This window comes from Brevundimonas sp. UBA6550, assembly GCF_002434505.1.
Lineage (GTDB): Bacteria > Pseudomonadota > Alphaproteobacteria > Caulobacterales > Caulobacteraceae > Brevundimonas.
In genome coordinates, this window is sequence record NZ_DJKE01000012.1 from 577,866 (window position 1) to 603,288 (window position 25,423).

Here is a 25,423-nt window from a genome sequence, read left to right on the forward strand (position 1 = left end):
TGCGTGCGACGACTAGGCCCGTTACCGCTACGTAAACACCACACTGCTATTTGCCTCGTGGCGACAGGCGCATATGCTGAGCCACGCCATCGAGCCTATGGGCACGATGCAGGCTCAAAAATGAAATATAACGATGCAAATCCGCGACAACAATTACAGCATAGCTGAAATAAAAGACATGATCGATCGGCGCGATCTTCATGTAAATCGTGACTATCAACGCGGATCAGGACTATGGCCTAGCGCCCCTAGAAGTTATTTTATCGACACTATTTTGGGCGGATTTCCTTTTCCCAAAATCTACTTCCATGAAGTTTTGCCTAGGGAGCCTGGCAACCCCATACGATTGAGAAGAGAAATTGTAGACGGTCAGCAGCGTATAACTACAATTGTAGATTTTCTAAACGACGGTTTCTCGCTTCTTCCTGGTCACAATCATGGCGGCCGACGGTTTTCACAGCTGGAGGACGACACGCAGAGAGCATTTCTTTCGTACACAGTCAGTGTGGACGTGATCAGAGACGCCACGCAGGCTGAGATCGTGGAGATGTTCAGAAGGATGAATGCTTACACGCTCCCATTGAACGATGCTGAAAAACGCCATTCATCGTATCAGGGCGAGTTTAAATGGTTTGCAAATCGTCTGTCGGACGAAATCGGTGAATTTCTCATACAATTTGGAGTATTCACGAACAGGCAACTTGTTCGAATGGGTGATCAAGAACTCATTACCGAAGCATATCAGTTTACTAAAGAAGGCATCACAAGCAGTTCACCGTCAGGCCTCAAAGCAATTTACGCAGAAAACGACGATAGCTTCGCTGATGGCCCTGAATTTGGGCAGCAGATTAGGGATTCGCTGCGATATGTAAGCGAGAATTTTCCGGATTTACGCAAAAGCTTTATGATGAAGCCCTACGCGTTCTACACACTTCTCACTGCTTTGATCTTCAACAGATACGGCTCCCCGCAAGACCTTGAGAATTCCGTGAGCTTAGGGGTTTTCGCGGCAAACCCTCGGGCAGCTCAAGAAAGATTGTTACTACTTGCTCAAGCGCACGAGGCGAAGGAAACTGACGGCCCATTCCGGGAATACGTTCTAGGCTGTTTGGGAGGCACAAACCGCATAACGCAGCGAACTCAACGTTTTACACAAGTACTCGGCGCGTTGCAGTTACGCTAGTGAGGCTAGGACGTCTTTCTCTGGCCTTGGAGCGCCGATTGAAGGCGATCGATTCTGAGATCGATGACGCGATCTTGGGCGGGCGAAAGCTATCTCGCCGCGAAAGATGGGCTCTCCAAGAGGGATTGCTGTCGCAGAAGTGGCAGTCATGGTGCGGCTTTTGTCGATCAGTCTTAATACAATCGGCTATCGGCGCACAGACAACCGGAGGCAGCGCGACAACTAGCCCGCATGCTGCACGGTCAGAAGCTGAACTCGCGTGGCTTGCGAGTAGGGCCTCTCGCAATCAGAGCATCTCCAACATTCAACCTATCGGCGGGTCTCACCTAGAGCCGACTTGGGGTGATCCGATAAAGATTGGTTTGATATCCCATGCTTTTGCCATGACGAATGAAGGCCAGCTTTCGGCTGGGTTGCTTTCTGCCAGCGCCGAAACCCGCCATCTTCAAATCGTTCGCAATGCAACGGCGCACATAAATCGTGAGAACTACCAAGAGGCGCGTGATCTATCTCTTATCTATCGAGCAGGTCCGTTTGAAGCGCCCAGCGATGTGATGCTTTGGGAGGAACCTACGACCGGCGAGTTCGCCTATCGTTATTGGTCTGATCGGTTGATCATCGCCGCAAAGATCGCTGTCATCTAAGCATGCCCACCCTCGTCCTCCTCGCCGGACCCAACGGCGCCGGCAAGACCACCTTCATCAACCGCTTTCTGCGTCAGCGGGCGGAGGCGTTTCGGTTCGTGAACCCGGACGAGGTGGCGCGCGGTCTGACGGGCGAAGGCGCGGCGCGCGATCTAGCGGCCGGGCGGTTGGTGCTGGAGCGGCTGGACGCCCTGTTCGTCGAGCGGGCCGACGTGGTGCTGGAGACGACCCTCGCCACCCGCTCCCACGCCCCGCGCATCCGCCGGTTCAAGGCGGCCGGATACCGGGTCGAACTGATCTATCTGCGCCCGCCCTCGGCGGACTTCTCCGTCGCCCGCGTGGCGCGCCGCGTCGCCCAGGGCGGGCACGGCATTCCCGAAGACACGCTGCGCCGCCGTTTTTCGCTCAGCCTCGACTATCTGGAGACGACCTACAAACCGCTGGTGGACGCATGGGAAGTCTATGCGAGTAGCGACGAGGGCCTCAAACTGTTAGATTGGGGGCCGCAATGAATACGATCTTCGACCGAGAAACCGTTCTGAAAGCCGGACGCGACGCCGCCCGGATCGCGCGCGAAGGCACGCGCGAGGAAAAGTCCGGCAAGTTCCTGCCGCCGCCCGGCTGGAAGGGCCATCTGGTCACCGCCGCCGACGCCGCGCCCTCGCGCCGGAAGACGCGCGCTTAGGTCTCCCCCTCCCTTCAAGAGCGGGGCGAATGAACGGCTGGCCCGCCTTCCTATGCACGATGTGCCCGCGCGGGCCGTTGAAATCCCTCGTCTTTCGGCAAAATGCGCGGCCCCAACCTATCACGGTTCGGGGCGGGGTTAGACTGAGGGCGGCGCTCCGGTTCGGGGGCGTGGGCCAAGGACTGGAGGCGCAGATGGACAGCAACGCACCCCGCATCATCGCGCGCGGCGAGTGGGAGCAGAACGAGTTCGGGGACCTGTCCTACATTCCCCGGCACAAGGCGCCGCCGATGGGCGATGCGCGCGGCAATATCGGCCCCTGGCAGGACGGGCGCGATCCCGACGACCTGCCGGTCGACGAATATGTCCCCGGCGCCCCCACCGATCCGGCGGTCGCCGCCGCGATGGCCGAGATCATGGCCGCGCGGGACGCGGCGGGGGCCGACATCATGGCCGCGCGGGACGCGGCCGGGGCCGGGTCGCGCGGCGGCTATGTCCGCGCGTCGGAGGCCGCGTGGCAGGCGGCGGCGAAGGACTATCTGGCGGGCGCCAGCGCCGAGACGGTCAGCGCCCGTTACGGCATGGCGGTCAGCACCTTTCGCGCCCGCGCCGCCGAGGAAGGCTGGCGGCGCCGGGACCAGCCCGACCCCGCGCCTCTGGACGATCGCGCGGACGAGGCCGACCTGCCAGCCGACCTTGACGACGAGCCGGCCGATTTCGCCGCCATGGCCGATCAGGCGCGGGCGCGGCTGAACCGGGCGGTCCAGGCCGGGCGCGCGCTGGAGGCCGCCCGCTGGATGCGGCTGCACCTCAGCCTGTCGGCCCTGGCGCGCCGGACGGACGGCGACGCGGCGCCCCCGCCCCCTGCCCCGTCGCCGCCTGAACCGAAGGAACCCGACCTGCTCGACCGCGCCGGCGCCGTCGCGCGCGAGATCGGCGTCATCGCCCGCGCGGCCATGGCCCTGACGCCCGGCGACATCGCCGGCCGCGACGCCCTGATGGCGCGTGTGGAGGCGCTGGACGACCTGAAGCCGTCGCCGATTTCAGACGATCTGCACACATTGGACGGTGTTTTTGTTCAGCCGACGTCCGCCACCCAGCCGCCGTGATCTCGCACCGTCTCCCAGTTTCCGGGTTCGTCCGCCGGACGCCCCGGAATGACGGCAGGGCTGCGCCTCACCCCTCCGACGCGATCTGTCGCAGCGCCTGTTCGAACGCCTGGGGCGGCTGGCCGCCCGAGATCAGATATTTGCCCTCGACCACCACGGCCGGGACCGAACTGACGCCCCGCGACCGCCACAGCTCCTCGGCCTGTCGCACCGCCCGGGCGTAGCGGCCCGAGGCCAGCACCTCGGCCGCCTCGGCCCGGTCCAGGCCCGCCGCTTGCGCCGCCTCGGTCAGGACGCGGGCGTCGGTGATGTTCTTGTTGTCGGTGAAATGGGCGGCGAACAGCGCCTGTTTCAGCGCCTTCTGCCTGTCGGGCGCGGTCTCGTGCGCCCAGTGCAGCAGGCGGTGGGCGTCGAAGGTGTTCCAGATGCGGCTGTCCGGCCCCATCCGCATGTCGAAGCCGACCTCGGCCGCCCGCTCGCGGATCATGGCCCGGTTGGCGGCGGACTGTTCGGGGGTCGACCCATATTTGCGGGCGATGTGTTCGCCGACGTTCTCGCCCTCGGGCGCCATCCGGGGGTTCAGCTCGAACGGCTGGAAGGCGATGTCGGCGGCGATCCCCTCGGCCTTCAGCGTGTCCAGCGCGGTCTCCAGCCCGCCCAGCCCCACCACGCACCAGGGGCAGACCACGTCGGAGACGAAGTCGATCTTGAGGGTCTTGGTCGGAGTGATCGCGGACATGGCGGCGGCCTTCTGGAACAGCGAGTGTTGCGAAGGATATGGGAAGGCGAGGCTTTTAGTGAAGAGTGCTGGTGAGCAAGCGGTGAGCATTTTCCTTAGGCGGCGCGACGATGGCCAGGGTCGCGACGACGAGGCCAGCGTGGATCACCTCTTGCTCACCAGCACTCTTCACTCCCACAACCGCCCCTACCCGATCTTCAGGTCCCGAGGCGGCCGGATGCGCCGCCAGCGCGCCTCCACGAAGGCGAAGGCCCCGAACGCCATCAGCCCCGCCGCCGTCAGCCCCAGGATCACCGAGCCGCCCGGCTGGGCCTCCAGCGCGTCCAGGGCCGCCGCCGTCGTCGTAACCTCGCCCGAGCGCGCATGAAGCCCCGCCAGCACCACGAACACCCCCAGCGGCAGATAGGCGAAGCCCCGCGCGGCGTATCCCGCCCTCGCCAGGGCGGTGGCCGTCCCGCAGAAGGCCCTGGGACAGGCCAGGGCGTCGTCGAAGTCGTCGCGGAAGGCCCTGACGATGTTGCCGACGCCGACGCCCAGCACCGTCAGCCCGGCCCCGATCAGCAGCGCCTCGCCGAACGGCAGGGCCAGCAGGGCGGCGGCCTTCTCCTGGTTCTCGGCGACGCTCTCGGCCTGGGCGGAAGAGGCGTCGGTCGCCTCGGCGAACTCGTCCAGATACTCGAACACCCCCGACGCCAGCACGCCGTAGAACAGGCCGCTGACCGCCTGGCCCGCCCGCGTGGTCCAGCCCTTCAGGTCGGTCCCCTCATGGTCGGCGTCGAACACCGCCTGCAGCACGCGCCAGCCGACGAAGGCCCACAGGCCCAGGCCCAGCAGCACCAGCCAGACCTTGCCGAACGGCTGTTCCGCCAGCCAGCCCGCCGCCCCGCTGGTCCCCACCGCCTCGCCGATCCGGTCGGTCGCGGCCAGAAGCGTCAGGGCGCCCGCCGACAGATAGACGAAGCCCCGCGCCCCATAGCCGATCCGCGCCGCCCCCTCCAGCAGCGTCGCCAGCGAGGGTCGGCCCACGATACGGCCGATGTCGGCGGTGGCGCGGCGAAAGGTCTTGGCGGCGGTCATCGCATCTCCGGCGGCGGGGCGCCCCTAAACGTCCAATGCCGACAAAGGCTCAATACCCTTTTAGGTTGTATTGCCTGTCGGGCAGGCGGCGCGACGCTTAGGAGAACATCGGTCATCTCATGGGAGCGGGTCCATTGCGCATCTACGAGTTTCATTTCTTTGATCGGGCGGATCGCCGACCCTTGCTGGATTTCTTCGACGGCGCCGACGACGATGCGGCGCTGGTCGTGGCCCTGGCCCGGCTGGCCGACCATAGGTCCTGCGTCGGCGTCGAAGTGCACGAGGCAGGCAGAATGGTCGCGAGATTGCGACGAGACCAGTCTGCGGCCCTCTGACCGATGGGATGCGCAATACGGTGATATCGGGCTTTTGCCCCAAGAGCTGAAGTCCAATGCTGTCGCGCCATGTCGGGTTGCGACAGACGCGGCGAGCGGGGGACGGGCGCATGGGGGTGGCCGCGATGATCGGGCGCGACAGGGCGCGGCGGGTGGACGCCCGTCAGCTCTGGGCCGCCGGCAGTTCCAGCACCGCCTTCAGCCCGCCCATGTCGCTGTCCGCCAGGGTCAGCCGCCCGCCGTAGGCGCGGGTCAGGTCGTCCACGATCGACAGGCCCAGGCCCGACCCCGGCGCGCTTTCGTCCAGCCGCGCGCCGCGCTGCATGACCGTGTCGCGCTGGTCGGCGGGCAGGCCCGGCCCGTCGTCCTCGACCACCAGGATCATCTGCCCCAGGCCACTGCCGCCGGCCGAGACGCGCACCCGGCGCCGGGCGAACTTGGCGGCGTTCTCGATCAGATTGCCCAGGATCTCCTGCAGGTCCTGCCGCTCGCCCAGGAAGGCCAGGTCGTCGGGCGCGCGCCAGTCGATCTCGACCCCCTTGGTGCGGAACACCTGTTCGATCATGACCGCCAGCTCGTCCAGCACCTCGGGCACCGGCGTCGTCTCGCCCAGGCCGTGGGCGGCGCGGGCGGCGGCGCGGGCGCGGCGCAGGTGGTGGTCGACCTGGCCCTGCATGACCTGGGTCTGGCGGCGCACCAGTTCGGGCAGCGGCCCCTCCTGCGTCCCCGCCTCGGCCAGCATGACCGAGATCGGCGTCTTCAGCGCATGGGCCAGGTTGCCGACGTGGGTGCGCTGGCGCTCGACCACCTCCTGATTATGGTCCAGCAGGCGATTGACCTGTTCGGCCAGGGGCTGGATCTCCAGCGGATAGGACCGGCCGATCCGCGCCGACCTGCCCTTGCGCACGTCCGCGATCTCGTCTCGCAGGTCGAACAGGGGCCGCAGGCCGATCCGCACCTGGATGAAGACCGCCGACACCAGCCCCAGCCCCAGGATCATCAGGGCGATCCAGGCGACATGGGCGAACTGGCGCGTGTCGGCGTCCACCTCGGACCGGTCCACGGCGGCGATGAAGATGATCGGATGCTCGTGCCGGGGGATGGACTTCATGCTGGCGGCGACGCGCAGGGGCTCGCGCGTCTCGGCGTCGTCCTTGGGGCCGGTCGTGTTGAAGGTGATGACGTCGCCGAAGGCCGCGTCCAGGCGCCGGGGCAGGTCCGGCGGCAGCGCCAGGTCATAGCGCCACAGCGAGTTGGAGCGCGCCAGATTGACCAGCCGCCCGTCGGGCCGCACCTCCAGGATCTGCCAGTATTTGCCCGACAGCAGGCGCAGGGTGCGGGCGTCCTGAATCTGGGGCGACACGTCGCCGGGCGGGGTGCGGCTGGCGGCGACCACGATCTCGTCGATGGTCTCGTTCAGCGTGGCCCCCAGTCGCCGCAGGGCCGATTCCTGGAAGGCCTGGGTCAGGACCAGGGCCGCGATCACCAGGGCCACCAGGATCCAGGCCGAGGCCAGCCAGATCAGCCGGCGCGTCAGCGACCGGCCCGGCCGCCCGAACCAGCGCCCCCAGTCCAGACGTTTCGCGACCGGCGCCTCGGTCACGCCGGTTCGGATTCGCCCGCCAGCGGCGTCAGCCGGTATCCCAGGCCGCGCACCGTCTCGATCCGGTCAGGCCCCACCTTCTTGCGGACCCGGCCGATGAAGACCTCGATGGTGTTGGAATCCCGGTCGAAATCCTGGTCGTACAGATGTTCGACCAGCTCGGTCCGGCTGATGACGCGGCCCTGATGCATCATCATGTAATGCAGCAGCCGGTACTCCAGCGACGTCAGCCGCAGCGGCTCGCCGTTGACGCTGGCCCGCGCCGCGCGGGGATCCAGTCGCAAGCCCCCGCACGACAGGGTCGCCGAGGCGATGCCCGCCGAGCGGCGCAGCAGGGCCCGCAGACGCGCCAGCAGCTCCTCGGTATGGAAGGGTTTGGTCAGATAGTCGTCGGCGCCCGCGTCGAAGCCCGCCACCTTGTCCGACCAGGCGCCGCGCGCCGTCAGGATCAGGACCGGCGTGGTCTTGCCCTCGCGCCGCCAGCGCTCCAGCACCGACACCCCGTCGATCTTGGGCAGGCCCAGGTCCAGCACGATCACGTTATAGGGTTCGTTCTCGCCCAGATAATGGGCTTCCTCGCCGTCCGGGGCGTGGTCCACGGCGTATCCCGCGTCGCCCAGAGCCGCCTTCAGCTGACGCGACAGGTCCGCGTCGTCCTCGACCAGAAGCACGCGCATCAGTTGGGCCTGCGTCGTTGAGTGTTGTCGGAACCACCCTGGCGGGCCTGGCCCGTCTGGCCGTCGACGACGACCTCGCGCACGCGACCGTCGCGTTCGACCAGGACGGAGTAGTTGCCGTCGCGGCGCGGCTGGGTGTCGATGGGGCGGCCGCCCCCGGCCTCGCCGCCGCGACGACGCGCCTCGTCGGGACTGACGCGCGGGCCGCGATCTTGCGAGCGCTGGTCCTGATCGCGCGACTGGGCGGCCGCCTCCGTGGTCAGGACAGGGGCGAAGACCAGGGCCATGATCAGGGCCTGGACGGCGACGATGGGACTGGCGAGCTTGCGGGACATGGCGACCGATCTAGCCCCCTTCATCTGAACGGGTGCTGAATGCCTCGTATAGGTCAACAGCCGCCGCGCGCCAAACCGGGGATCGCGCAAACCTGTCGATCCGGTCATCCCGATGAACGCCGCCTGATCGCCGCCGTTCAGATCGGGCTCAGGCCAGGGAGGGTCTTATCGCGTCGACGCCGGCCGTTTCCGACCGGCGCAGTCCTTGAAGGAGACCCACATGCGCAAGCTCGTCGCCCCCGCCCTCATCCTGGCCGCCGTCTCCGTCGCGGCCCCGTCAATGGCCCAGTCCTATCACCGCCCGGCGCCGCCCCCGCCCCATCATGGCCCCCAGCACGCCGGCTATGGCGCCTGGCAGTCGATCAACGCCCGCCAGGCCAATCTGGATCGCCGCATCGACGGGGGCGTCCGTACCGGCCAGCTCAGCCGCCGCGAAGCCGTCCGCCTGCGCGGCGAGTTCAACAGCTTGTTGCGGCTGGAAGCCAACTACCGTCGCGGCGGCCTGACGGCGTGGGAGCGCGCCGACCTGGACCGCCGCTTCGACCGCCTGTCGGCCCAGATCCGCTACGAACGCGGCGACCGGGACCATCGGCGCGGCTAAAACCCCAGGACGGACCTTTCGGCAGGTCAGCGCGCCCCGGTCGACACGGCCGGGGTGCGCGTCGCCGCGCGGACCTGGGCCAGTTCGCGGGCGGCGACGGCGAAGTCGGCCTGGAAGGCCGGGTCGGCCTTCAGGGCGGCGAACAGGGCCGCGCCGACGATGCGGCCGGCCTCGACGTCGCTGACGTAATGGACGCCGCAGATCGCCCGGCTGTCGCCATAGGCCAGGCCGCGCGCCAGGATCTGGTCGGCGCGGTCGGGGGCCATTTCGGACAGGACCAGCGCCCAGGCCCAGCCCAGGGCCGAATGGCCGGAGGGATAGGAGCCGCTGGCCGCCAGCCACGGCTCGGGCGCGAAACAGGTCTCGGCCGGTTCGGACACGAAGGGGCGCGGACGGATGAAGCCGCGCTTGGCCGGGGTCTGGATCGTCTCCAGGTCGCCCAGCATCCGCCCCAGCAGCCGCGTCAGGGTGGGCATCCGTTCGGGCGTGAAGGCGACGCCCAGCGCCTGGTCGAACACGCGCGGCGCGGACGGGGTCTCGATCTCGTTGTCGGCGCGCGCCTGGTCCCAGCGGGCGGTCCCTTTCAGGGCGCGGGTGGCGCGGTAATAGGCCAGGTCGTCCTGTTCCCTCAGCGATCCCGCCTCGGGCGGCGGCGGCAGGAAGGCGGAGGCGTCGGGCGCGTGCGCCGCGTCCAGATAGCCGTGCGGATGATCGCGAAAGCCGGTCCAGAAGCCGGGGGTTGGCGCGGGCGCGGAGGCGCAGCCGACGAGGGTCAGGGCCAGGGCGGCCGCCGTCGACCGGCGACCGAAAAGGGAAAGACGCATGGAAACTCTGAAACTCTTGGGAACTCAGGCGATCTGGGCGCCGGGACGACCGTCCTCGACGACCCAGGTCTTCAGGGTGGACAGCGAGGCCTTGGGATCGCGCACGTCGCTGACGGCCTGATAGCGGGCGGTCATCCGTTGGGGCGTGACGTCCATCGACATGTAGCCCCGCACGCGGCTGTCGAAGAATTTGATGTGCGGATTGGCCGGCATGGCCGCCATCAGACTGTCGTAGGGCGGGCCGCCGGAGGTGATGGAGGTGCCCACGAACTCGGTCGCGACCACCGGCGATCGCTCGTCGCGGCTGTCCAGCAGGACGTCGTTGGTCCAGAAGGAATGGTAGTCGCCGGCCAGGACCACCGGATTGCGCGGCTTGATCGTGTGCAGCGCCTGGGTCATGCGGTCGCGCGCGGCGGGGAAGCCGTCCCAGGTGTCGGTCCAGTAGCGGGTCTCGCCGTTGGGGTTCTCGAACCGCAGCCCGGCCATGACCAGGTCCTGACCCAGGATGTTCCAGCGCGCCTCGGCGCCGGCCAGGCCGTCGTACAGCCAGCGTTCCTGCTCGAAGCCCAGGAAGGTGCGCGACGGGTCGGCGCGGTCCACGCACTGGGCGTCGGCGACGATCTGGCCCCTGGCGCCGCCCTCGTCCACGCAGGCCCCGCGCGAGCGATACTGGCGGCCGTCCAGCATGAAGAACTCGGCCAGATTGCCATAGCGGACGCGCTTGTGGATCGGCATCTGCAGGCGGCGATCCAGGCGGGTGCGACGGATCGGCATGGCCTCGTAGAAGGCCTGATAGCCGGCGGCGCGGCGGCGCAGGAAATCGTCGGGCCGGCCGCCCTTGTCGGCCCAGACGCCGGAATAGTTGTCCAGCACCTCGTGGTCGTCCCAGACCACCAGACAGGGCGCCGCCGCGTGCAGACGCTGCAGGTCCGCGTCGGTCCGGTGCAGCGCATAGCGGTTGCGATAGCCGGCCAGGGTGGTGGCGTCCTCGAACCCGTAGGGGCGCACGATATTGGCCGCCCGCGCCCCGGTGCGGGTGTATTCGTAGATGTAGTCGCCCAGCAACAGGGTCAGGTCCGGCGCCTCGTCGGCCATGTGGCCATAGGCGCTGAAATATCCGACCTCCCAGTTCGAGCAGGAGGCGACGGCCAGCTTCAGCCGATCCACCTCCGCATTCGGCGCCGGCGCCGTGCGGGCCAGGCCGACCGGGCTGCGCTGACCGGCGGCGGTGAACCGATACCAGTAGGGGCGGCCGGGGGTCAGGCCCTGGACCTCCACATGGACCGAATGGGCGGCGGCGGCATCCGCCGTGACCTGGCCCGAGGCGACGATGCGGGAAAAGCCCTCATCGGCGGCGACGTCCCAGCGGACCGGGACAGGCGCGGCCAGACCGCCCTGACCGTCGGCGGCGACCGGATCGACGGCCAGCCGCGTCCACAGCACGAAACCGTCCGGCCACGGATCGCCGCTGGCCACGCCCAGCGGGAACAGATAGGCCCCGCCCGCCTGGGCCCGACCAAAGCGCAGCACGACGGGGGCGGCGACCAGCCCCCCGATCAGGGCGCGGCGGGAGAAGCCGGCGTTCAGAACGCTCATCGACCCGCGCTCCCCGCCTGGCCGCCGGGACCGAAGCGGGCGCGGAAATCGTCCAGGCGGATGACGAAATCGTCGCTGGCGACGAAGTCGGCGTCGCTCATCTGGGGCTGTTCGTTGGGCTTGTAGCGACCGGCGTATTCCGGCTGGTCCGACGCATACTGACGATAATGGGTCGAATAGGCGCGCACACGCACCGTCGGCGTCTCGCCGGTCATGTCGAAGGCCATCAGCCGCATCCAGCCGTCGCCGATCCCCGGCGCGCGATCCGGCGCCAGACCTGCGTCCAGCGCGGTCTGGTTGCGGTCCTGATAGTCCGACAGCAGTTGATAGACGGCGCCGCCCTGGCGGTTGGCGTCGGTGCGGAAGGCCTGGCCGTTGTGGTGGCCGCTCAGGACCATGAAGACCTGCGGATTGCGGGCGATCAGCTTGTCCCACACCGCTTGGGCGTCGTTGTCGAACGGATCCAGCGCGTGCAGATCGACCACCGGATGGGCGCGGCGCTGGCCGGTCTTGTCGATGAAGTCGTGGGTGGTGATCAGGGTCGGCAGGCCCGGATGGGCGTGGATGACCGTCTCGGCCCATTTCAGGCTGGCGTCAGAGGGAGCCATCTGCAGCCCGATATGCAGGAAGCGATAGCCGCCCGCCTCGAACAGCTGGGCGCTGTCGGCGCCGCCGTCGTGAGAGGCCACATACCAGGGGCGGTCCTTGAAGAATTTGCTCTCCGCCCCGAAGGCCTGGTTCCAAGCGATCAGGCCGCCGATGTGGATCATGCCCAGGCGGCGCAGGTCGCCGGCCGGCGCGGTCAGGTCCTGGGGCCATTGTTCGTCCCACCACTGACCGTCGTAGTCGTGATTGCCCGACACGACCGAGAAGGGCAGGACGCCGTCGATGCGGTCGTAGGCGGCGATGGAGGCCGGAATCTCGACCGTCCGCACGCCCTCGGCCATCTTCTCCAGATCGGCGCCGCCGGGCGCCGGGCGGGGACGAAAGCCGCGCGCGGCATGGTCGGGGTCGATGGCCAGGACCGGGTGCTGCCACACGTCGCCGACGGCGGTGGCGAAGACGATGTCGCCGCCGCGCGAGGCCGCATGATCGGCGATGAACTGCAGCTGTTCGGTCATCATGTCGCGCGCATCGAAGGGAAAACCCGCCGCGCGCTGATGGGTGAAGTCCGCATAGTTCTGGGTGTCGGGGATGACGGCGATGGTGAACCGGCCCGGCGCCGGCTGGGCCAGCGCCGCGCCCGAGGCCAGGGCGATCCCGCCCGCCAGAAGGGCGTAGGTCAGGCGTTTCCAAAGGGTTTGCACGACGCGATCTCCCGGCGAAAGGATGGGCTTCGGCCTGACGACCGAAGCCCGGGTTGGATCAGTAACGATAGCTCAGGCGCACGCCCCAGGTGCGCGGCGGATTGGGCGAACCCGTCGCCGCCGAGATGAAGCGGTTGCGCGATTCCTCGGAGTAGGAATCCGTCAGATTGTTCACATAGACGCCGAACGCATAGTTCCCGTTCATCGGCCGCACCGTCACCCCGGCGTTGACCAGCCAGTAGGAGTCGATGATCGAGTTGGACGAGGTGGAGAACTTCTCGTCGCGGAAGGCGTAGTTGGTCTGGGCCTCCACGCCCCAGTCGCCCATCTGCCAGTCATAGGCCACCGAACCCTTGTAGTCCCATTTGGGGAAGGGCAGCCGCTCGCCGGCGCGGTCGCTGTAGACGATGGTGTTGTACTGGCCCGTCACCGGGTCCTTGGCCGCCTCGGTCGCCGTGGCGTTGACGAAGAAGAACTCGTCGTATTCGCCGTATTTGTAGGCCAGGGCCTGGGTGATGGTCAGGTTGGGCAGGGGCCGCCACACCGCCTCGATCTCCGCGCCCTGGATGTGGGACTTGGGCACGTTGATCATCCGGCCCACGCGGCCGGTCTGGGTGTAGAGCACGCCCTGCAGCTGCTGGTCGCGGTAGTCGTAGTAGAAGGCGGCGGCGTTGAACTGCAGCTTGCGGTCGAAGAAGCTGGACTTCACCCCGGTCTCATAGGCGATCAGCTCTTCGAACTTGAACGGCTCCAGCTGGTCCGGCAGGCCGCTGTTGTAGGTGGTGAAACCGCCCGACTTCACCCCGCGCGAGACGTTGGCGTAGGTCAGGATGTCGTCGCTGATCGTATATTCGACGCCCAGTTTGCCGGTCCATTCGCGCATCGACTGCGACTTGGAGGCCGTCGCCCGGATCGCCGGATTAGGCGACAGGATTTCGGTCTTGAAGTTGTTCAGCTCGCGCGTCTCGTCCTCGTAGCGCAGGCCGCCGACCAGGGTCAGGCGGTCGGTCAGCCTGTAGTCCAGATTGCCGAACACGCCGGTCGTCTCGACCTTCTGACCGTAGGTGGTGCTCATGTAGAAGCCCAGGGAGCGGGCCTGCGAGAAGTCGGAGTAGAAGCCGCCGTCCACGCTTTCGTTGGCGTGATAGACGCCGGCCAGCCACTGGGCCCGGCCGCCGGTCGGCGAGGCCAGGCGGATCTCCTGCGACGAGGTCTCGATGTCGTTGAAGAAGAAGGTGCCCGCCTCGTTGGACGCGGTGGCGTCCCAGTCGTTGAACTCGTTGCGGTCGAACGTCTCATAGCTGGCGATGGCGGTCAGGGTCGCCCAGGTCAGGTCCTGGTTCAGGCGCAGGCTGACGCCCTTGCCCTCGTTGTCGCGGAACGGCTTGGCGTTGGGCGAGGCGCCGATCAGCTGGGCGAAATAGGGGCTGATGCCCCAGCCGGTGATGCGGTGCGACGTGTCGATCGGATAGACTCGGCCGCCGCCCGCGGTGAAGGGGCTGGTGATCAGGCGCAGGCCCCGGCCGTCCGACTGGTCGCGGCTGTAGTGCAGGTTCAGGTCGATGTCGGTCTGGGCCGTCGGGGTCCAGTTGACGCGCAGGCGGGCGGCCTTGGTGTCCTTGTCGCCCAGGCTCTCGCCGGTGTCGCGATTGTACTGCCAGGCGCCGCCCGATTCCGCCGCCACCGACAGGCGCGCCGTCAGGTTTTCCGCGACCGGACCCGACAGATAGCCCTCCAGCTTGGCCGCGTCATAGCTGCCGTAGCTCAGGTTCAGGCCGGCGGCGACATGGTCGGTCGGGGCGTTGGTGATGACGCTGACGGCGCCGCCGGTGGTGTTGCGGCCGTAAAGCGTGCCCTGCGGCCCGCGCAGCACCTCGACGCGGGCGATGTCGTACAGCAGGCCTTGCGTCATCACGCCGTAAGGATAGGCCACCTCGTCGACGTAGATGCCCACGGTCGAGGTGTTGTTGGCGGCGTAGTCGGTCAGGCCGACGCCGCGAATGCGGAACTGGGGCTGGCCGCCGCCCAGCTGGCTGTCGACCTCCAGGCTGGGCACCGTGTTCTCCAGGTCGTTGACGGTCTGGATGTTGCGGTCGTCCAGCGTCTCGCCCGAGATGACGGTCAGGGCCAGGCCGACCTTCTGCGAGGATTCGGCGCGGCGCTGGGCCGTGACGATGACGTCGTCGACCGATGCGGTCGCGGCTTCCGATTGGGTTTGAGCGGCGGCGGGCAGGGCCGCCAGGGTGAGCGCGGCGACCGAGGCGCCGAGAAGAAGACGTTTCATTTTGACCATCCATCGGGCGACGCGCGGGGCCCCCGCCCTCGCGTGTCGATGTGTTTCGGGATGTCGTCGAACAGCCGCTGCATCCACGCTTTAGGTCGAGACGCGCGCGGCCCGGGGGAGACGAGCCTGGAGCGTCTTCGTCGCGTTAGAAAAACAACTGTTCGACAACGATGCCGCAATAGGCCGCACGGGCGATGCTTTTGTGACGCTTGTAGGAACTGTTTTTGTCAGATGATGGCCAACCAGCCACAACAGGCCGGTAACGCGCGTTCTGCTACGGCTCGCGCGCAACCAGCAGGCAGGCCGCCGCCTTCAGGGCGTCTTCATCGAGCGCCTGGCCACGCGCGCAGGCCAGCAGAGCCTCGGCCTTGATCCACAGGGCGAACCGGGTGGCGGCCAGACGGTTGAGATCGAACTCGGCCGGCCAGACGCCTGTTCGCTTGTAATAGGTGCCGCCGCCCTCCGGTCCGCGCAGCAGCATGGCCAGGTCGCGCAAGGACGGATCGCGCCGGGCCTCGATGCAGATGCTGGCGATCAGTCGGGCGTATTTGACGTAGAAGCCTTCCGCCTCGCGCCCGATGGCCACGGTCGGGGCCATGATGGCGGCCCAGCGATCAAGGTCGGCGACGGCCGGGTCGCCGTCCGGCGTATGCCCCGCAAGGTGGCCGGGCATGTCGCGGAACACGCTGTGCCAGACCGCGTCCAGCACGAAATGGCGCATGTCCGGCCAGTGATAGGCGATGGTCGAGGTCGAGGTCGCGGCCACGGCGCTGACCGAGCGGTTGGTGATGGCGGTGATGCCGCCGGCCAGAATCTGGTCCGCCGCGATGTCCAGCAGCTTTCGCCGCATGGCCTCGGGCTCGGCGTCCCGCGCGGGCGCCTGGGGCAGGACCATGGCGTCGCGATACCATAAGGTCGCGGTGGGGGGACCATCGGCCAAACCAAAGGCGCGGTCGATCATGGCCCCCAGCCCCTCGGCGGCGACGACGCCATAGTCCGCCCGGCCGCGAAGGGCGCCCGCATAATATTGTTCGAACGTCAGCCAGGCGACCAGGGGCTCCACGAACCCGTCCAGCCGCGCGTCGCGCGCCAGATGCCGACGCCAGGCGGCGCAGCGCATGGCGTGCCAGCGGCCGACCATCTCGCGCTGTTCCGGGGCCGGCTCGGCGTCCAGCAGCAGGGCCTCCCAGATGCGGGCGAACCCCGCATCGTCCGCCACCCGATGCCGCAGATAGGTCTGGGCCAGGGCCAAAAGGCCGTCGCGTTCCAGCGGCAGGCCCGCCACCGAGCCGAAGAAGGCGTCGTGGAAGGCCGCGTCGCGCCGCAGCGCCTCCTCGCCCACCGCCTGGATCAGCCCGGACTTGGCCCCGAACAGATTGACGATGACGGTGGTGCTCTTGCCCACCGCCTGGGCCAGGTCGCGAAGCGTCAGGCTGTGCAGCCCCTCGGCGGCGGCCCGCTCGATGGCGGCGTCCAGAATGAGCGCGGCTTCGGCGGCGCGACTGTGGCTCTGGCTGATCGACATGGGTCCTGAGGCCGGGGTGCGCGGAAAAGGCGTCATCTCATGCGGGGTCGGGGCGCTGCGATCAAGCCTGACGGCGAAACAGACCCACGACCACGACGGCCGAGGCGAAACAGGCGGCGGCGGCGATATAGAGCCCCCGCACGTCGATGTCGGCGCGCTCCAGGATCAGGGCGGCGAGGGGCGCCAGGGCCTGAGGCAGGGCGACCGCCAGATTGTTCAGCCCCATGTCGCGCCCCCGGTTTTGGCGCGACGGCAGGGCGTCGGCCATCAGCCCCATCTCGACGGAGCCATAGGCGCCCTGCCCCAGGCCATAGGCGGCGAAGGCGACCACCGCGACGATCCAGGACGGGGTCAGCGCCAAAACGAGGGTCGTGCCGCACAGGAGCGCCGCCCCGATCAAGGCGACCGGCTGGCGACGACGGATGCGCCGACCGAAGACGGCGACCAGGCCGGCGACGATCACGACCCCGCCGAAGCCGACGCCGGTCAGCAGGGCGTGGGCGCTTTCCGGCGTGCGGCCGGCCCACCCCACCGCATCGGTGATGAAATAGAGCAGATAGACGCTGACCAGGGCGTATCCCGTCGCGATCAGCAGACGGCAGGTCCAGACGACGACGAAGTTGCGCGATCGGAACGGATCGAAGACCGCGCCCCGCGCCGCGGCAGGTTGAGGCGCTTGGCTCTGCGGACCCTCGGTCGAGGCGGGTTCGTCGAAGACGATCAGGAACAGGGCGGCGGCGGCCAGCAGAATGCCGCCCAGCAGCGCCAGCCGCCCCGGTTCATGCTGAGGCCCCAGCGCCATCAGGCTGGACCCCAGAGCCACCGCCAAGGGATAGGACAGGCCCATCAGGGCCGAGACGGTGCTGCGCAGGCCCAAGGGCACGCGCTCGGCGAACACCGCAGACAGCGGCGCCATCAGGACATTGAACGCCAGCTGGAAGCCGATGATGGCCCAGACGAACTGACCCGGGGTCGCGGACTGCCATATGCCGACATAGCTCAGCACCGTCAGCACGGCGCCCAGCGCGATCCAGGGTCGGCGACGACCGAACCGCGAGCGTGTCCGGTCGCTGATCGCGCCCATGGCGATATTGGCGACGGCCGCCGTGACGGCGCCCCAGACCATGGCCCGGCTCAGGATTTCCGTCTTGGCCCTGGCGTCCAGACCGGCGGCGTGCAGCGGGGCGACGATCTGGAACAGGGGCGCCAGGCCGATGAAGGCCGCCAGGAAAAGCACCAGATAGGCCGCCAGCACCAGAGGCGTGCGGCGGGTTTGGGAACGGCTGGAAACTTCGCCCTCCTCCATCGAACGGCCCTCGCCTCTATGGCACGAGGCCCGACGCGCTTGCTAGCGCGATCATGGCGTCAAGCAGGCTGAAAGGCTGCAACATAATGCGATCAGGCCGCCCCTTGTGACAACGCTGTCAGCTGCTAGAGTTTTTGCACGGAGATGCTGGCGCGGATCGGCGTCGCTCGTGAAAGAACAATGGCCTTGAGGGAGGTTGGGGTGAGGAAGAGATTGACGGCCGGCGTCGCGGCATTGGCCTTGGCGGCGGCCTTCGGAGCGGCGCATGCGGAACCGGAGGCGGGCGCCGTGCGCATGAGCCAGGTCGGGTTCGAAACCCAGGGTCCGAAGACGGCCACGGTCGAGGACCCGGCGACCCGTCCCCTGCCCTGGCGCATCGTGGATCGAGCGGGCGCCACCGTGGCGCAAGGGACGTCCAAGGTCTTCGGCCAGGACGCCGCCTCGGGCCAGGCCGTGCATACGGTCGATTTTCATGCGCTGCAGACGGACGGCGAAGGCTATCGGCTGATCGTCGGATCGCACGAGAGCCGCCCCTTTACGATCCAGCAGCACCCGCACGCCCGGCTGAAATACGACGCCCTGGCCTATTTCTATCATAACCGGGCCGGCGTGCCGATCCTGGCGGCCCATGTGGCGCGGCCCGATCTGGCGCGCGCGGCGGGACACCCGCACGAGACGGCGAGCTGCTTCTCGGGCGCGGACGCGGCCGGCGTGGTCTGGCCGGGCTGCGACTATACGCTGGACGTCACCGGCGGCTGGTACGACGCGGGCGACCACGGCAAATACGTCGTCAACGGCGGGATTTCCGTCTGGATGCTGCTGAACGCCTATGAGCGGGCGATGGCGCGTAAAGGACCGGGGGCGGACGCCTTCGCGGACGGCAAGGTCAGCATCCCGGAGGCCGGAAACGGCGTCAACGACCTGCTGGACGAGGCCCGCTACGAGATCGAATTCCTGCTGAAGATGCAAATCCCCGACGGGGTGAAGCTGCGCGTGCCCGTCGGCGCCCAGACGCCGGGCCAGCCCCTGACCCTGACCGAGATCGACGCTGGCGGCATGGCCCATCACAAGGTCCACGACGCGCGCTGGACCGGCATCCCCCTGGCCCCGGCCGACGATCACGAGACGCGCCTGCTCTATCCGCCCAGCACCGGGGCGACCCTGAACCTGGCAGCCGTCGGCGCCCAGTGCGCGCGCATCTGGCGCGAGATCGACCCGGCCTTCGCCCGCCAGTGCCTGGCCGCGTCGCAGCGCGCCTTCCGCGCCGCCCTGCGCAATCGCGACGTGCGGGCTGGCGAGAATTTCGCCGGCGGCGGCGCCTATGGCGACAACGACTTCTCAGACGAGTTCTACTGGGCGACGGCCGAGCTTTTGGCCACCACGCGCAATCCCGCCTATATGACGGCGCTGAAGACCTCGCCCTATTATCTGGGCGGCCCGACATCGGGCAGGAGCGCGACCGGCGATCCGGGCTATTCGTGGACGGCGGCGCTGGGGTCGCTGACCCTGGCCACCGTGCCGGACGTGCTGCCCGAGGAAGACCTGGTCAAGGTGCGCGCCAACATCGTGGCGGCGGCCCGGACCTATGTCGATGCGGGCTACGGCCAGGGCTATGGCCTGCCGGTCGCGGGCGAGAAATACGAGTGGGGATCGAACGGCGCCCTGATGAGCCGGGCGGTCGTTCTGGGGTCGGCCTTCGACTACACCGGCGACTGGAACTTCCGCAACGCGGTGATCTGGTCCCTGGACTATGTGCTGGGGCGCAATCCGCTGGATCGGTCCTATGTGACGGGCTATGGCGACCGGCCGGTCCAGAACCCGCACCATCGGTTCTGGGCGCATCAGGCGAACCCGGCCTATCCCCTGCCCCCGGCGGGCGCCCTGTCGGGCGGGCCCAACAATCAAGCCATGATCGACGACGTGGCCAAGACCCTGGTCGGCAAATGCGCGGCCCAGACCTGCTGGGCCGACGACATCAACGCCTATGCCCTGAACGAAGTGGCCATCAACTGGAACGCGCCCCTGGTCTGGGTCGCCGCCTTCATCGACGATCACTGACGGGATCGATGAAGAGACGCCCGCTGCGGTTTCGCAGCGGGCGTTTTCGTGACTGGAGTCAGCGCATGTCTTCCAGTTCGCGGCCGCGCGTCTCCTTCACCCAGGCCTGGACCAGGAAGAAGGAGATCAGGGCGCTGACGGCGTAGAAGCCGTAGGTGACGACCAGACCCAGGGTCGCGGCCATCCAGGGGAAGCTGACCGAGATGGCGAAGTTGGCGATCCACTGGGCGAAGCCGGCGACGGCCAGGGCCGAGCCGCGCATCTGGTTGGGGAACATCTCGCCCAGCATGACCCACATCACCGGGCCCCAGCTGAAGTTGAAGAAGACCACATAGGCGTTGGCGGCGATCAGGGCGATCAGGCCGGTCTCATCGTCCAGATGCAGCGACCCGTCGATCAGGGCGGCCTTGGAGAAGCACCAGGCGACCGTGGCCAGGGTCACGAACATCCCCGCCGAACCGATCAGCAGCAGGGGCTTGCGGCCGATCCTGTCGATGACCGAAATGGCCGCCAGACAGGCCGCGATCGACAGGACGCCGGACAGGATGTTGATCTGCAGCGCGTCGTTCTCGGAGAAGCCGACCGACTGCCACAGCACCGCGCCGTAGTAGAAGACGATGTTGATGCCGACCAGTTGCTGGAACACGGCCAGGATCAGGCCGGCCCAGACGATGGGGCGCACCTTCCGGGTGGCGGGGTCCAGCAGGTCGGCGAACTTGGGCTTGTGGTCGGCGGCCAGGGAGGCGCGGATCTCCTGAACCTTGCGCGCGCCGGCTCCCGCGCCGAACAGTTTGGACAGCACGGCCTCGGCCTGGGCGTCCTTCTTCTTGACGACCAGGAAACGCGGGCTTTCGGGAATGACCAGAAGGGCGATCAGATAGACGGCGGCCGGGATCACCTGCAGCCAGAACATCCAGCGCCAGGCGGGAAAGCCCAGCCAGAAGTCGGCGGTCGATCCGCCGGCCGTCCGCGCCAGGACGTAGTTGGCCACGAAGGCGCCCGTCAGGCCGGTGATGATCATGATCTGCTGCACCGAGGACAGCCGCCCCCGGATCGAGGCCGGGGTCACTTCGGAGATGTAGGCCGGCGACAGCACCGAAGCCGCGCCCACGCCCAGGCCGCCGATGAAGCGGGCGATGATGAAATGGGCCGAACTGTCGGCCGCCCCCGCCCAGAAGGCCGAGACGATGAACAAGGCGGCTGCGATCTGCATCACCGTGCGGCGGCCGATGGCGTCCGCCAGCCGCCCCGCGATGAAGGCGCCGACCGCGCAGCCCAGCAGGATGGCGCCGACGTTGAAGCCGGTGCCCAGGGCCGACAGGTTGAAGGCCGCCTCCAACCCGTCCTGGGTGCCGTTGATGACGCCGGAATCATAGCCGAACATGAAGCCGCCGATGGTGGCCACCGCCACGATCAGGGCGATGAAGGCCATGTCGACCCGGTCGCTCCCCGCAATATCGGGGCCTGCGCCCCCCGTCGGTCCCGCCATTTCGATAGTCCCTCCCATAAGGCCCGTCCGACGCGGGCGGCTCGTCTTTTTTTCGTCAGGCTTTGTGCGCCGAGGCGGCAGGCGCCGCCAGGTCGTTATCCGCGTCGTTCAGGCCGCCTAGATCACCGCGCTCGCGCGCCCTTCGTCCATAGACCCATTCGAACATCGGCGAAGCCATCAGGGTGGTGATGATGGCCATCAGCACCAGGATCGAGAACAGGGCCGGACCGATGATGCCGCGCTGCAGGCCGATGTTGATGATAATCAGCTCCATCAGGCCGCGCGCATTCATCAGGGCGCCGATGCCCAGGGCCGTGGCGTTGTCCTGACCCGTCAGGCGGGCGGCGGCCCAGCAGGCGCCGCCCTTGGCCAGGATGGAGCCGATCAGGATGACGCCCGTCACCGCGACCAGCCCCAGATTGTCGACCAGGGTCAGCTGGGTGTTCAGGCCCGAGAAGGTGAAGAACATCGGCAGCAGCAACAGGACCACCAACGGCTCCAGTTGACGCCGCACGTCCTGGGCCAGCACGCCGCGCGGCATGACGACGCCCAGGATGAAGCCGCCGAAAACCGCGTGAACCCCGACCGCATCCATGGCCCAGGCGCTGGCCATGAACAGGATCACGACGACGCCCAGCAGCGTCGGCCCCACCCGCCCCTCGCGCTCGGCGATCCGACCCAGGGGCGCCAGGAGCCTGGGGCTCAGGGTCAGCATGAACAGGGCGAAGGCGCCGCCGCCGCAGATCGCCGCGATCGCCACCATCGGGCCGGCCCCGAAACTGGCCAGGACGACGGCCAGGACGCACCAGGCGCCCGCGTCGTCTATGGCGCCGGCCGCCAGCGACAGCGACCCCAGCCGGGTGCCGCTGAGCCCCCGCTCATGGATGATGCGCGCCAGCATGGGAAAGGCGGTGATGGAGATGGCCGCGCCCATGAACAGCATGGCCTGCCATGTGGCGATGCCGTCGCCGAACAGACCCATGGAGACCAGCCAGGGCGCGATGGCGACGGCGGCCAGGAAGGGGGCGGCCATGCCGGCCAGGGAGACGGCCGCCGCGCTCTTGGCGTTGGCCTGGAAATGATCGCGCCGGAAGCCCAGGCCGACCAGGAACATGTAGAGGCCGACGCCCAACTGACCGCCGACGAACAGGATGGAGCGCGAGTCCTTGGGGAAAAGGGCCGCCTGCAGATCGGGCGACAGCAGGCCCAGCAACGACGGCCCCAGGATGACGCCGGCGATCATTTCGCCCACCACCTGAGGCTGGCCCAGATAGCGTTTGGCCAGCCAGCCCACGATCCGGCAGGCGGCGACGATGATCGCCATCTGCAGGAAGAAGGCGACGCTCAGCTCAGCATTCGTCATCGTCCAGCCCCCTCCCCCGAAGAGCCCTTAATGCGTCGTCGGGCAGACCGTATCACCCTCATTGGAGGCCAGGCGGATATTTTCCACCGTCACCGCGAAGGCGCCATTGGAACGCAGGCCCCAGGGCTGTTCCACCGCCGCCAGATTGGCGCCGGCGTCGCGCAGGCACGACAGACGCACCTTGAGCGTCCGCCATTCGCCAAGGGGCGCAGCCTTGAACAGGCTGGTCAAGTCCACCTGTCCGTCGCCCAGCGCCAGTTGCACGGGGGCGACCGGGGCGGCGTCGACGCGATAGCGGAAGGCGATGGCCATCTCGCCGTTGGACTGACGGGTCAGGTCGACAGGCTGGGCCACGATCATCGCCATGCCGCCGGCGGACGAGAAGGTCAGGGCGCGGGCCGATTCCTGGCCGGCGCCGTCGGTGGAGCGCACGGAGACGCCGCCGCGCGGACTGGCGCCCGTCTTCTCGGCGCCCAGCCGGAAATCGCCGCCCGCGTCGCGCAGCATCAGCGACCAGGGGGCCACGAAGCGGCCGTCGACGAAATAGCGGTCCAGGCTGCCGCCCGCGCCGGCCACGCCGCTGTCCTCGGACAGGGCGCCGACGCGGGCGGGTCGGGCGTAGGTCAGGCCGTAGCCATAGGCGAACTGGGGATCATAACCCGGCTGGCCCACGTTCAGCGGCTCGCCCTTAGCGGTCTTGGGCCAGCTGAAGGACAGGGCGCCGTGGAAGTCGTTGCGGGGCTTGCCGGCCTGATCGCCGATCAGCACGTCGGCGACGCCTGCGCCTTCCGTGCCCGGCAGCCAGGCGGCGACGAAGGCGTCCGACGCATTGATCTCCGGGTTGGTCCACATCGGACGGCCCGACAGGAAGACCGAGACGGTCGGCACGCCCGCCGCCTTCAGACGCTTCAAAGTCTCCAGCGGTTCGGTCGGGACGAAGTCCAGCGTATCCACGTCGCCCTGGAACTCGGCATAGGGGGTCTCGCCGAAGACGACGATGGCGACGTCGGGCTTCTGGGTGAAGGATCCGTCGGCGCTGAGGGTCGCCTGGCCGCCGCCCGCGGTCACGGCCTCGCGGATGCCGCTCCAGATCGATTGGCCGTTGGGGAAGTCGGCGTTGGTGTTGCCCGTGCCCTGCCACGTCAGGGTCCAGCCGCCCGAGGCCTGGCCGATGTCGTCGGCGTGGCCCGCGACCAGCACCCGCGCGCCCGACCGGATCGGCAGGACCGAGCCCTCGTTCTTCAGCAGCACCAGCGACTTGCGCACCGCCTCGCGGGCCAGGGCGCGGTGGGCGGGCGAGCCCAGCTCGTTCAGATGGCCCTCGACCGGGCGGCTGTCGTTGAACAGGCCGGTCTTGACCTTGACCCGCAGGATGCGGCGCACCGCCTCGTCCAGCCGGGCCATCGGGATCTCGCCCGACTTCACCTGGGCCAGGGTCGAGGCGTAGAGCGGCTTCCAGCTGTCGGGCGCCATGAACATGTCGATGCCGGCGTTGAAGGCCAGGGCGCAGCTTTCGTTCGAACAGCCGGGCAGTTGGCCATGCGCGTTCCAGTCCGACACCACAAAGCCGTCGAAGCCCAGCGGGCCGCGCAGCACGTCGGTCAAAATCGTTTCGTTGCCCGAATGTTTGACGCCGTTCCAGCTGGAGAAGCTGGCCATGATCGACAGCACGCCGGCGTCGATGGCCTGGGGATAGCCGGACAGGTGGGTGCGGATCATCTCCTGTTCGGAGCCGGCGTAGTCGCCCTGATCCTTGCCGCCCGTGGTGCCGCCGTCGGCCAGGAAGTGTTTGGCCGAGCCGGCGATGTGGCCGGCCGCCAGCGGATGGTCGGCCGACAGCGCGCCCTGCAGGCCCAGGGTCATCGGCCCGGCGTAGCTTTGCGCCACCTCGGGGTTCTCGGCATAGCCTTCGTAGGCGCGGCCCCAGCGGTCGTCGCGGGGCACGGCCAGGGTCGGGCCGAAGGTCCAGTCGGCGCCGGTCACCGCCACTTCCAGCGCGGTCGCTTCGCCGATACGGCGGATCAGGTCGGGATCGCGCGCGGCGCCCAGGCCGATATTGTGCGGAAAGATGGTGGCGCCGACGATGTTGTTGTGACCGTGCACGGCGTCGATGCCGTAGATCAGCGGCACCTTGGCGCCCGGCCGCTGGGCCGCCGCCGCGCGGAAGGCCCGGGCCAGTTCGACCCATTTGTCGGCCGAGGCGCGCTCGTCCCCGCCGGGCGAAGAGTTGCCGCCCGCCAGGATCGACCCCAGCGGATAGGTCAGCAGATCCTCGGGCTTGATCGAGCCGATGTCGGCCTGGATCGTCTGGCCGACCTTCTCCTCCAGCGTCATCCGGCTCATCAGTTCGGTGACGAAGGCCTCCGTCGCCCGATCCGTCATCGCCGCCGGCGACGCCGCACGCGGCCAAAGACCCGGATGCGCCCGCGCCGCATCCGTCACGATCGACGCCTGGGCCGTCATCGCCTGAACCGGAACAGAACGAGAGGGCATGGCGACCGCGCAGGCGCTCGACATTAGGGTGATCACCAAGGCGGTGGCGGTCTTTCGCATGGACGAGGCCCGATCCTTACGGCCCTCGCGCCGCCCAAGCCAACCCCGGCGGCGCGCGTTCAGGCCAATGCTGACGTCCGACAAACAATGGACGATCCGACTGTGCCAAACCAATGACAGCGCTGTCAAG

General features: G+C 68.1%; 22 protein-coding genes. 8 read left to right on the forward strand and 14 right to left on the reverse strand.

Features of this window, described 5'->3' with window-relative positions:
• The first annotated feature begins 133 nt into the window (after positions 1–133).
• From B3Z70_RS16250 to B3Z70_RS16270, 5 genes are all read left to right on the forward strand, one after another.
• A complete protein-coding gene (locus B3Z70_RS16250; protein WP_292022043.1) occupies positions 134–1,183 on the forward strand; it encodes a DUF262 domain-containing protein in 1,050 nt (349 codons plus the stop codon).
• 383 nt (positions 1,184–1,566) lie between these two features.
• Entirely contained in the window at positions 1,567–1,827 is a 261-nt protein-coding gene (locus B3Z70_RS16255; RefSeq protein WP_292045911.1) for a hypothetical protein, read from the forward strand.
• Between the two features lie 2 nt (positions 1,828–1,829).
• The gene (locus B3Z70_RS16260; RefSeq protein ID WP_292045912.1) at positions 1,830–2,339 is read left to right on the forward strand and encodes an AAA family ATPase; all 510 of its coding nucleotides are present in this window, start codon (positions 1,830–1,832) and stop codon (positions 2,337–2,339) included.
• Positions 2,336–2,512, forward strand: coding sequence for a hypothetical protein (locus B3Z70_RS16265; RefSeq protein WP_292045914.1), 177 nt, complete (start codon positions 2,336–2,338; stop codon positions 2,510–2,512). The genes B3Z70_RS16260 and B3Z70_RS16265 overlap by 4 nt, the downstream gene beginning before the upstream one ends.
• 194 nt (positions 2,513–2,706) lie before the next feature.
• Positions 2,707–3,621, forward strand: a complete 915-nt coding sequence (locus B3Z70_RS16270) for a hypothetical protein (protein WP_292045915.1) — start codon at positions 2,707–2,709, stop codon at positions 3,619–3,621.
• Between the two features lie 67 nt (positions 3,622–3,688).
• On the opposite strand, the gene B3Z70_RS16275 is transcribed toward B3Z70_RS16270, so the two are convergent.
• Together B3Z70_RS16275 and B3Z70_RS16280 are read right to left on the reverse strand one after the other, a co-directional pair.
• The gene (locus tag B3Z70_RS16275; RefSeq protein WP_292019595.1) at positions 3,689–4,360 is read right to left on the reverse strand and encodes a DsbA family oxidoreductase; all 672 of its coding nucleotides are present in this window, start codon (positions 4,358–4,360) and stop codon (positions 3,689–3,691) included.
• Between the two features lie 186 nt (positions 4,361–4,546).
• Positions 4,547–5,437, reverse strand: coding sequence for a DUF1206 domain-containing protein (locus B3Z70_RS16280; RefSeq protein WP_292019593.1), 891 nt, complete (start codon positions 5,435–5,437; stop codon positions 4,547–4,549).
• A 134-nt stretch (positions 5,438–5,571) separates the two neighbouring features.
• On the opposite strand from B3Z70_RS16280, the gene B3Z70_RS16285 reads away from it, so the two are divergent.
• Positions 5,572–5,772 (forward strand): hypothetical protein, encoded by a 201-nt coding sequence (locus B3Z70_RS16285; RefSeq protein ID WP_292019591.1) that lies wholly within the window; start codon positions 5,572–5,574, stop codon positions 5,770–5,772.
• Positions 5,773–5,935: 163 nt separating this feature from the next.
• Here the strand turns inward: B3Z70_RS16285 and B3Z70_RS16290 are convergent, their stop codons facing one another.
• From B3Z70_RS16290 to B3Z70_RS16300, 3 genes are read right to left on the reverse strand one after another with little or no spacing between them, the layout of a single operon-like run.
• Positions 5,936–7,375, reverse strand: coding sequence for a sensor histidine kinase (locus B3Z70_RS16290; RefSeq protein WP_292045916.1), 1,440 nt, complete (start codon positions 7,373–7,375; stop codon positions 5,936–5,938).
• On the reverse strand, positions 7,372–8,052 hold the full coding sequence (locus tag B3Z70_RS16295; RefSeq protein ID WP_292045917.1) for a response regulator transcription factor: 681 nt from the start codon (positions 8,050–8,052) through the stop codon (positions 7,372–7,374). The genes B3Z70_RS16290 and B3Z70_RS16295 overlap by 4 nt, the downstream gene beginning before the upstream one ends.
• A complete protein-coding gene (locus B3Z70_RS16300) occupies positions 8,052–8,387 on the reverse strand; it encodes a hypothetical protein (protein ID WP_292024683.1) in 336 nt (111 codons plus the stop codon). The genes B3Z70_RS16295 and B3Z70_RS16300 overlap by 1 nt, the downstream gene beginning before the upstream one ends.
• A gap of 220 nt (positions 8,388–8,607) precedes the next feature.
• Between B3Z70_RS16300 and B3Z70_RS16305 the strand changes: the two genes are divergently transcribed.
• The gene (locus tag B3Z70_RS16305) at positions 8,608–8,988 is read left to right on the forward strand and encodes a hypothetical protein (RefSeq protein ID WP_292024681.1); all 381 of its coding nucleotides are present in this window, start codon (positions 8,608–8,610) and stop codon (positions 8,986–8,988) included.
• A 26-nt stretch (positions 8,989–9,014) separates the two neighbouring features.
• Here B3Z70_RS16305 and B3Z70_RS16310 read toward each other — a convergent pair whose 3' ends face one another.
• The 6 genes from B3Z70_RS16310 to B3Z70_RS16335 all read right to left on the reverse strand — a co-directional run bounded on the left by B3Z70_RS16310 (position 9,015) and on the right by B3Z70_RS16335 (position 17,830).
• Entirely contained in the window at positions 9,015–9,812 is a 798-nt protein-coding gene (locus tag B3Z70_RS16310; protein WP_292024680.1) for an acid phosphatase, read from the reverse strand.
• 24 nt (positions 9,813–9,836) lie between these two features.
• Entirely contained in the window at positions 9,837–11,408 is a 1,572-nt protein-coding gene (locus B3Z70_RS16315; RefSeq protein ID WP_292024677.1) for an alkaline phosphatase D family protein, read from the reverse strand.
• Positions 11,405–12,715, reverse strand: coding sequence for a serine/threonine protein phosphatase (locus B3Z70_RS16320; RefSeq protein ID WP_292024674.1), 1,311 nt, complete (start codon positions 12,713–12,715; stop codon positions 11,405–11,407). The genes B3Z70_RS16315 and B3Z70_RS16320 overlap by 4 nt, the downstream gene beginning before the upstream one ends.
• 58 nt (positions 12,716–12,773) lie before the next feature.
• Positions 12,774–14,999 (reverse strand): TonB-dependent receptor, encoded by a 2,226-nt coding sequence (locus B3Z70_RS16325; RefSeq protein WP_292024673.1) that lies wholly within the window; start codon positions 14,997–14,999, stop codon positions 12,774–12,776.
• 274 nt (positions 15,000–15,273) lie between these two features.
• Positions 15,274–16,524, reverse strand: a complete 1,251-nt coding sequence (locus B3Z70_RS16330) for a TetR/AcrR family transcriptional regulator (protein WP_292024671.1) — start codon at positions 16,522–16,524, stop codon at positions 15,274–15,276.
• A gap of 61 nt (positions 16,525–16,585) precedes the next feature.
• Positions 16,586–17,830, reverse strand: a complete 1,245-nt coding sequence (locus tag B3Z70_RS16335) for an MFS transporter (protein WP_292045918.1) — start codon at positions 17,828–17,830, stop codon at positions 16,586–16,588.
• 201 nt (positions 17,831–18,031) lie between these two features.
• On the opposite strand from B3Z70_RS16335, the gene B3Z70_RS16340 reads away from it, so the two are divergent.
• A complete protein-coding gene (locus B3Z70_RS16340) occupies positions 18,032–19,888 on the forward strand; it encodes a glycoside hydrolase family 9 protein (protein ID WP_292024666.1) in 1,857 nt (618 codons plus the stop codon).
• A gap of 58 nt (positions 19,889–19,946) precedes the next feature.
• Here the strand turns inward: B3Z70_RS16340 and B3Z70_RS16345 are convergent, their stop codons facing one another.
• Genes B3Z70_RS16345 through B3Z70_RS16355 form a run of 3 tightly spaced genes read right to left on the reverse strand, consistent with a single transcriptional unit; the run spans position 19,947 to position 25,293 of the window.
• Positions 19,947–21,395, reverse strand: coding sequence for a sugar porter family MFS transporter (locus B3Z70_RS16345; protein ID WP_409514359.1), 1,449 nt, complete (start codon positions 21,393–21,395; stop codon positions 19,947–19,949).
• A gap of 37 nt (positions 21,396–21,432) precedes the next feature.
• Positions 21,433–22,740: a cation:proton antiporter gene (locus B3Z70_RS16350; RefSeq protein ID WP_292024663.1), complete on the reverse strand. Its 1,308-nt coding sequence runs from the start codon at positions 22,738–22,740 to the stop codon at positions 21,433–21,435.
• A gap of 27 nt (positions 22,741–22,767) precedes the next feature.
• Entirely contained in the window at positions 22,768–25,293 is a 2,526-nt protein-coding gene (locus B3Z70_RS16355) for a glycoside hydrolase family 3 protein (RefSeq protein WP_292024661.1), read from the reverse strand.
• Between the last annotated feature and the right edge of the window lie 130 nt (positions 25,294–25,423).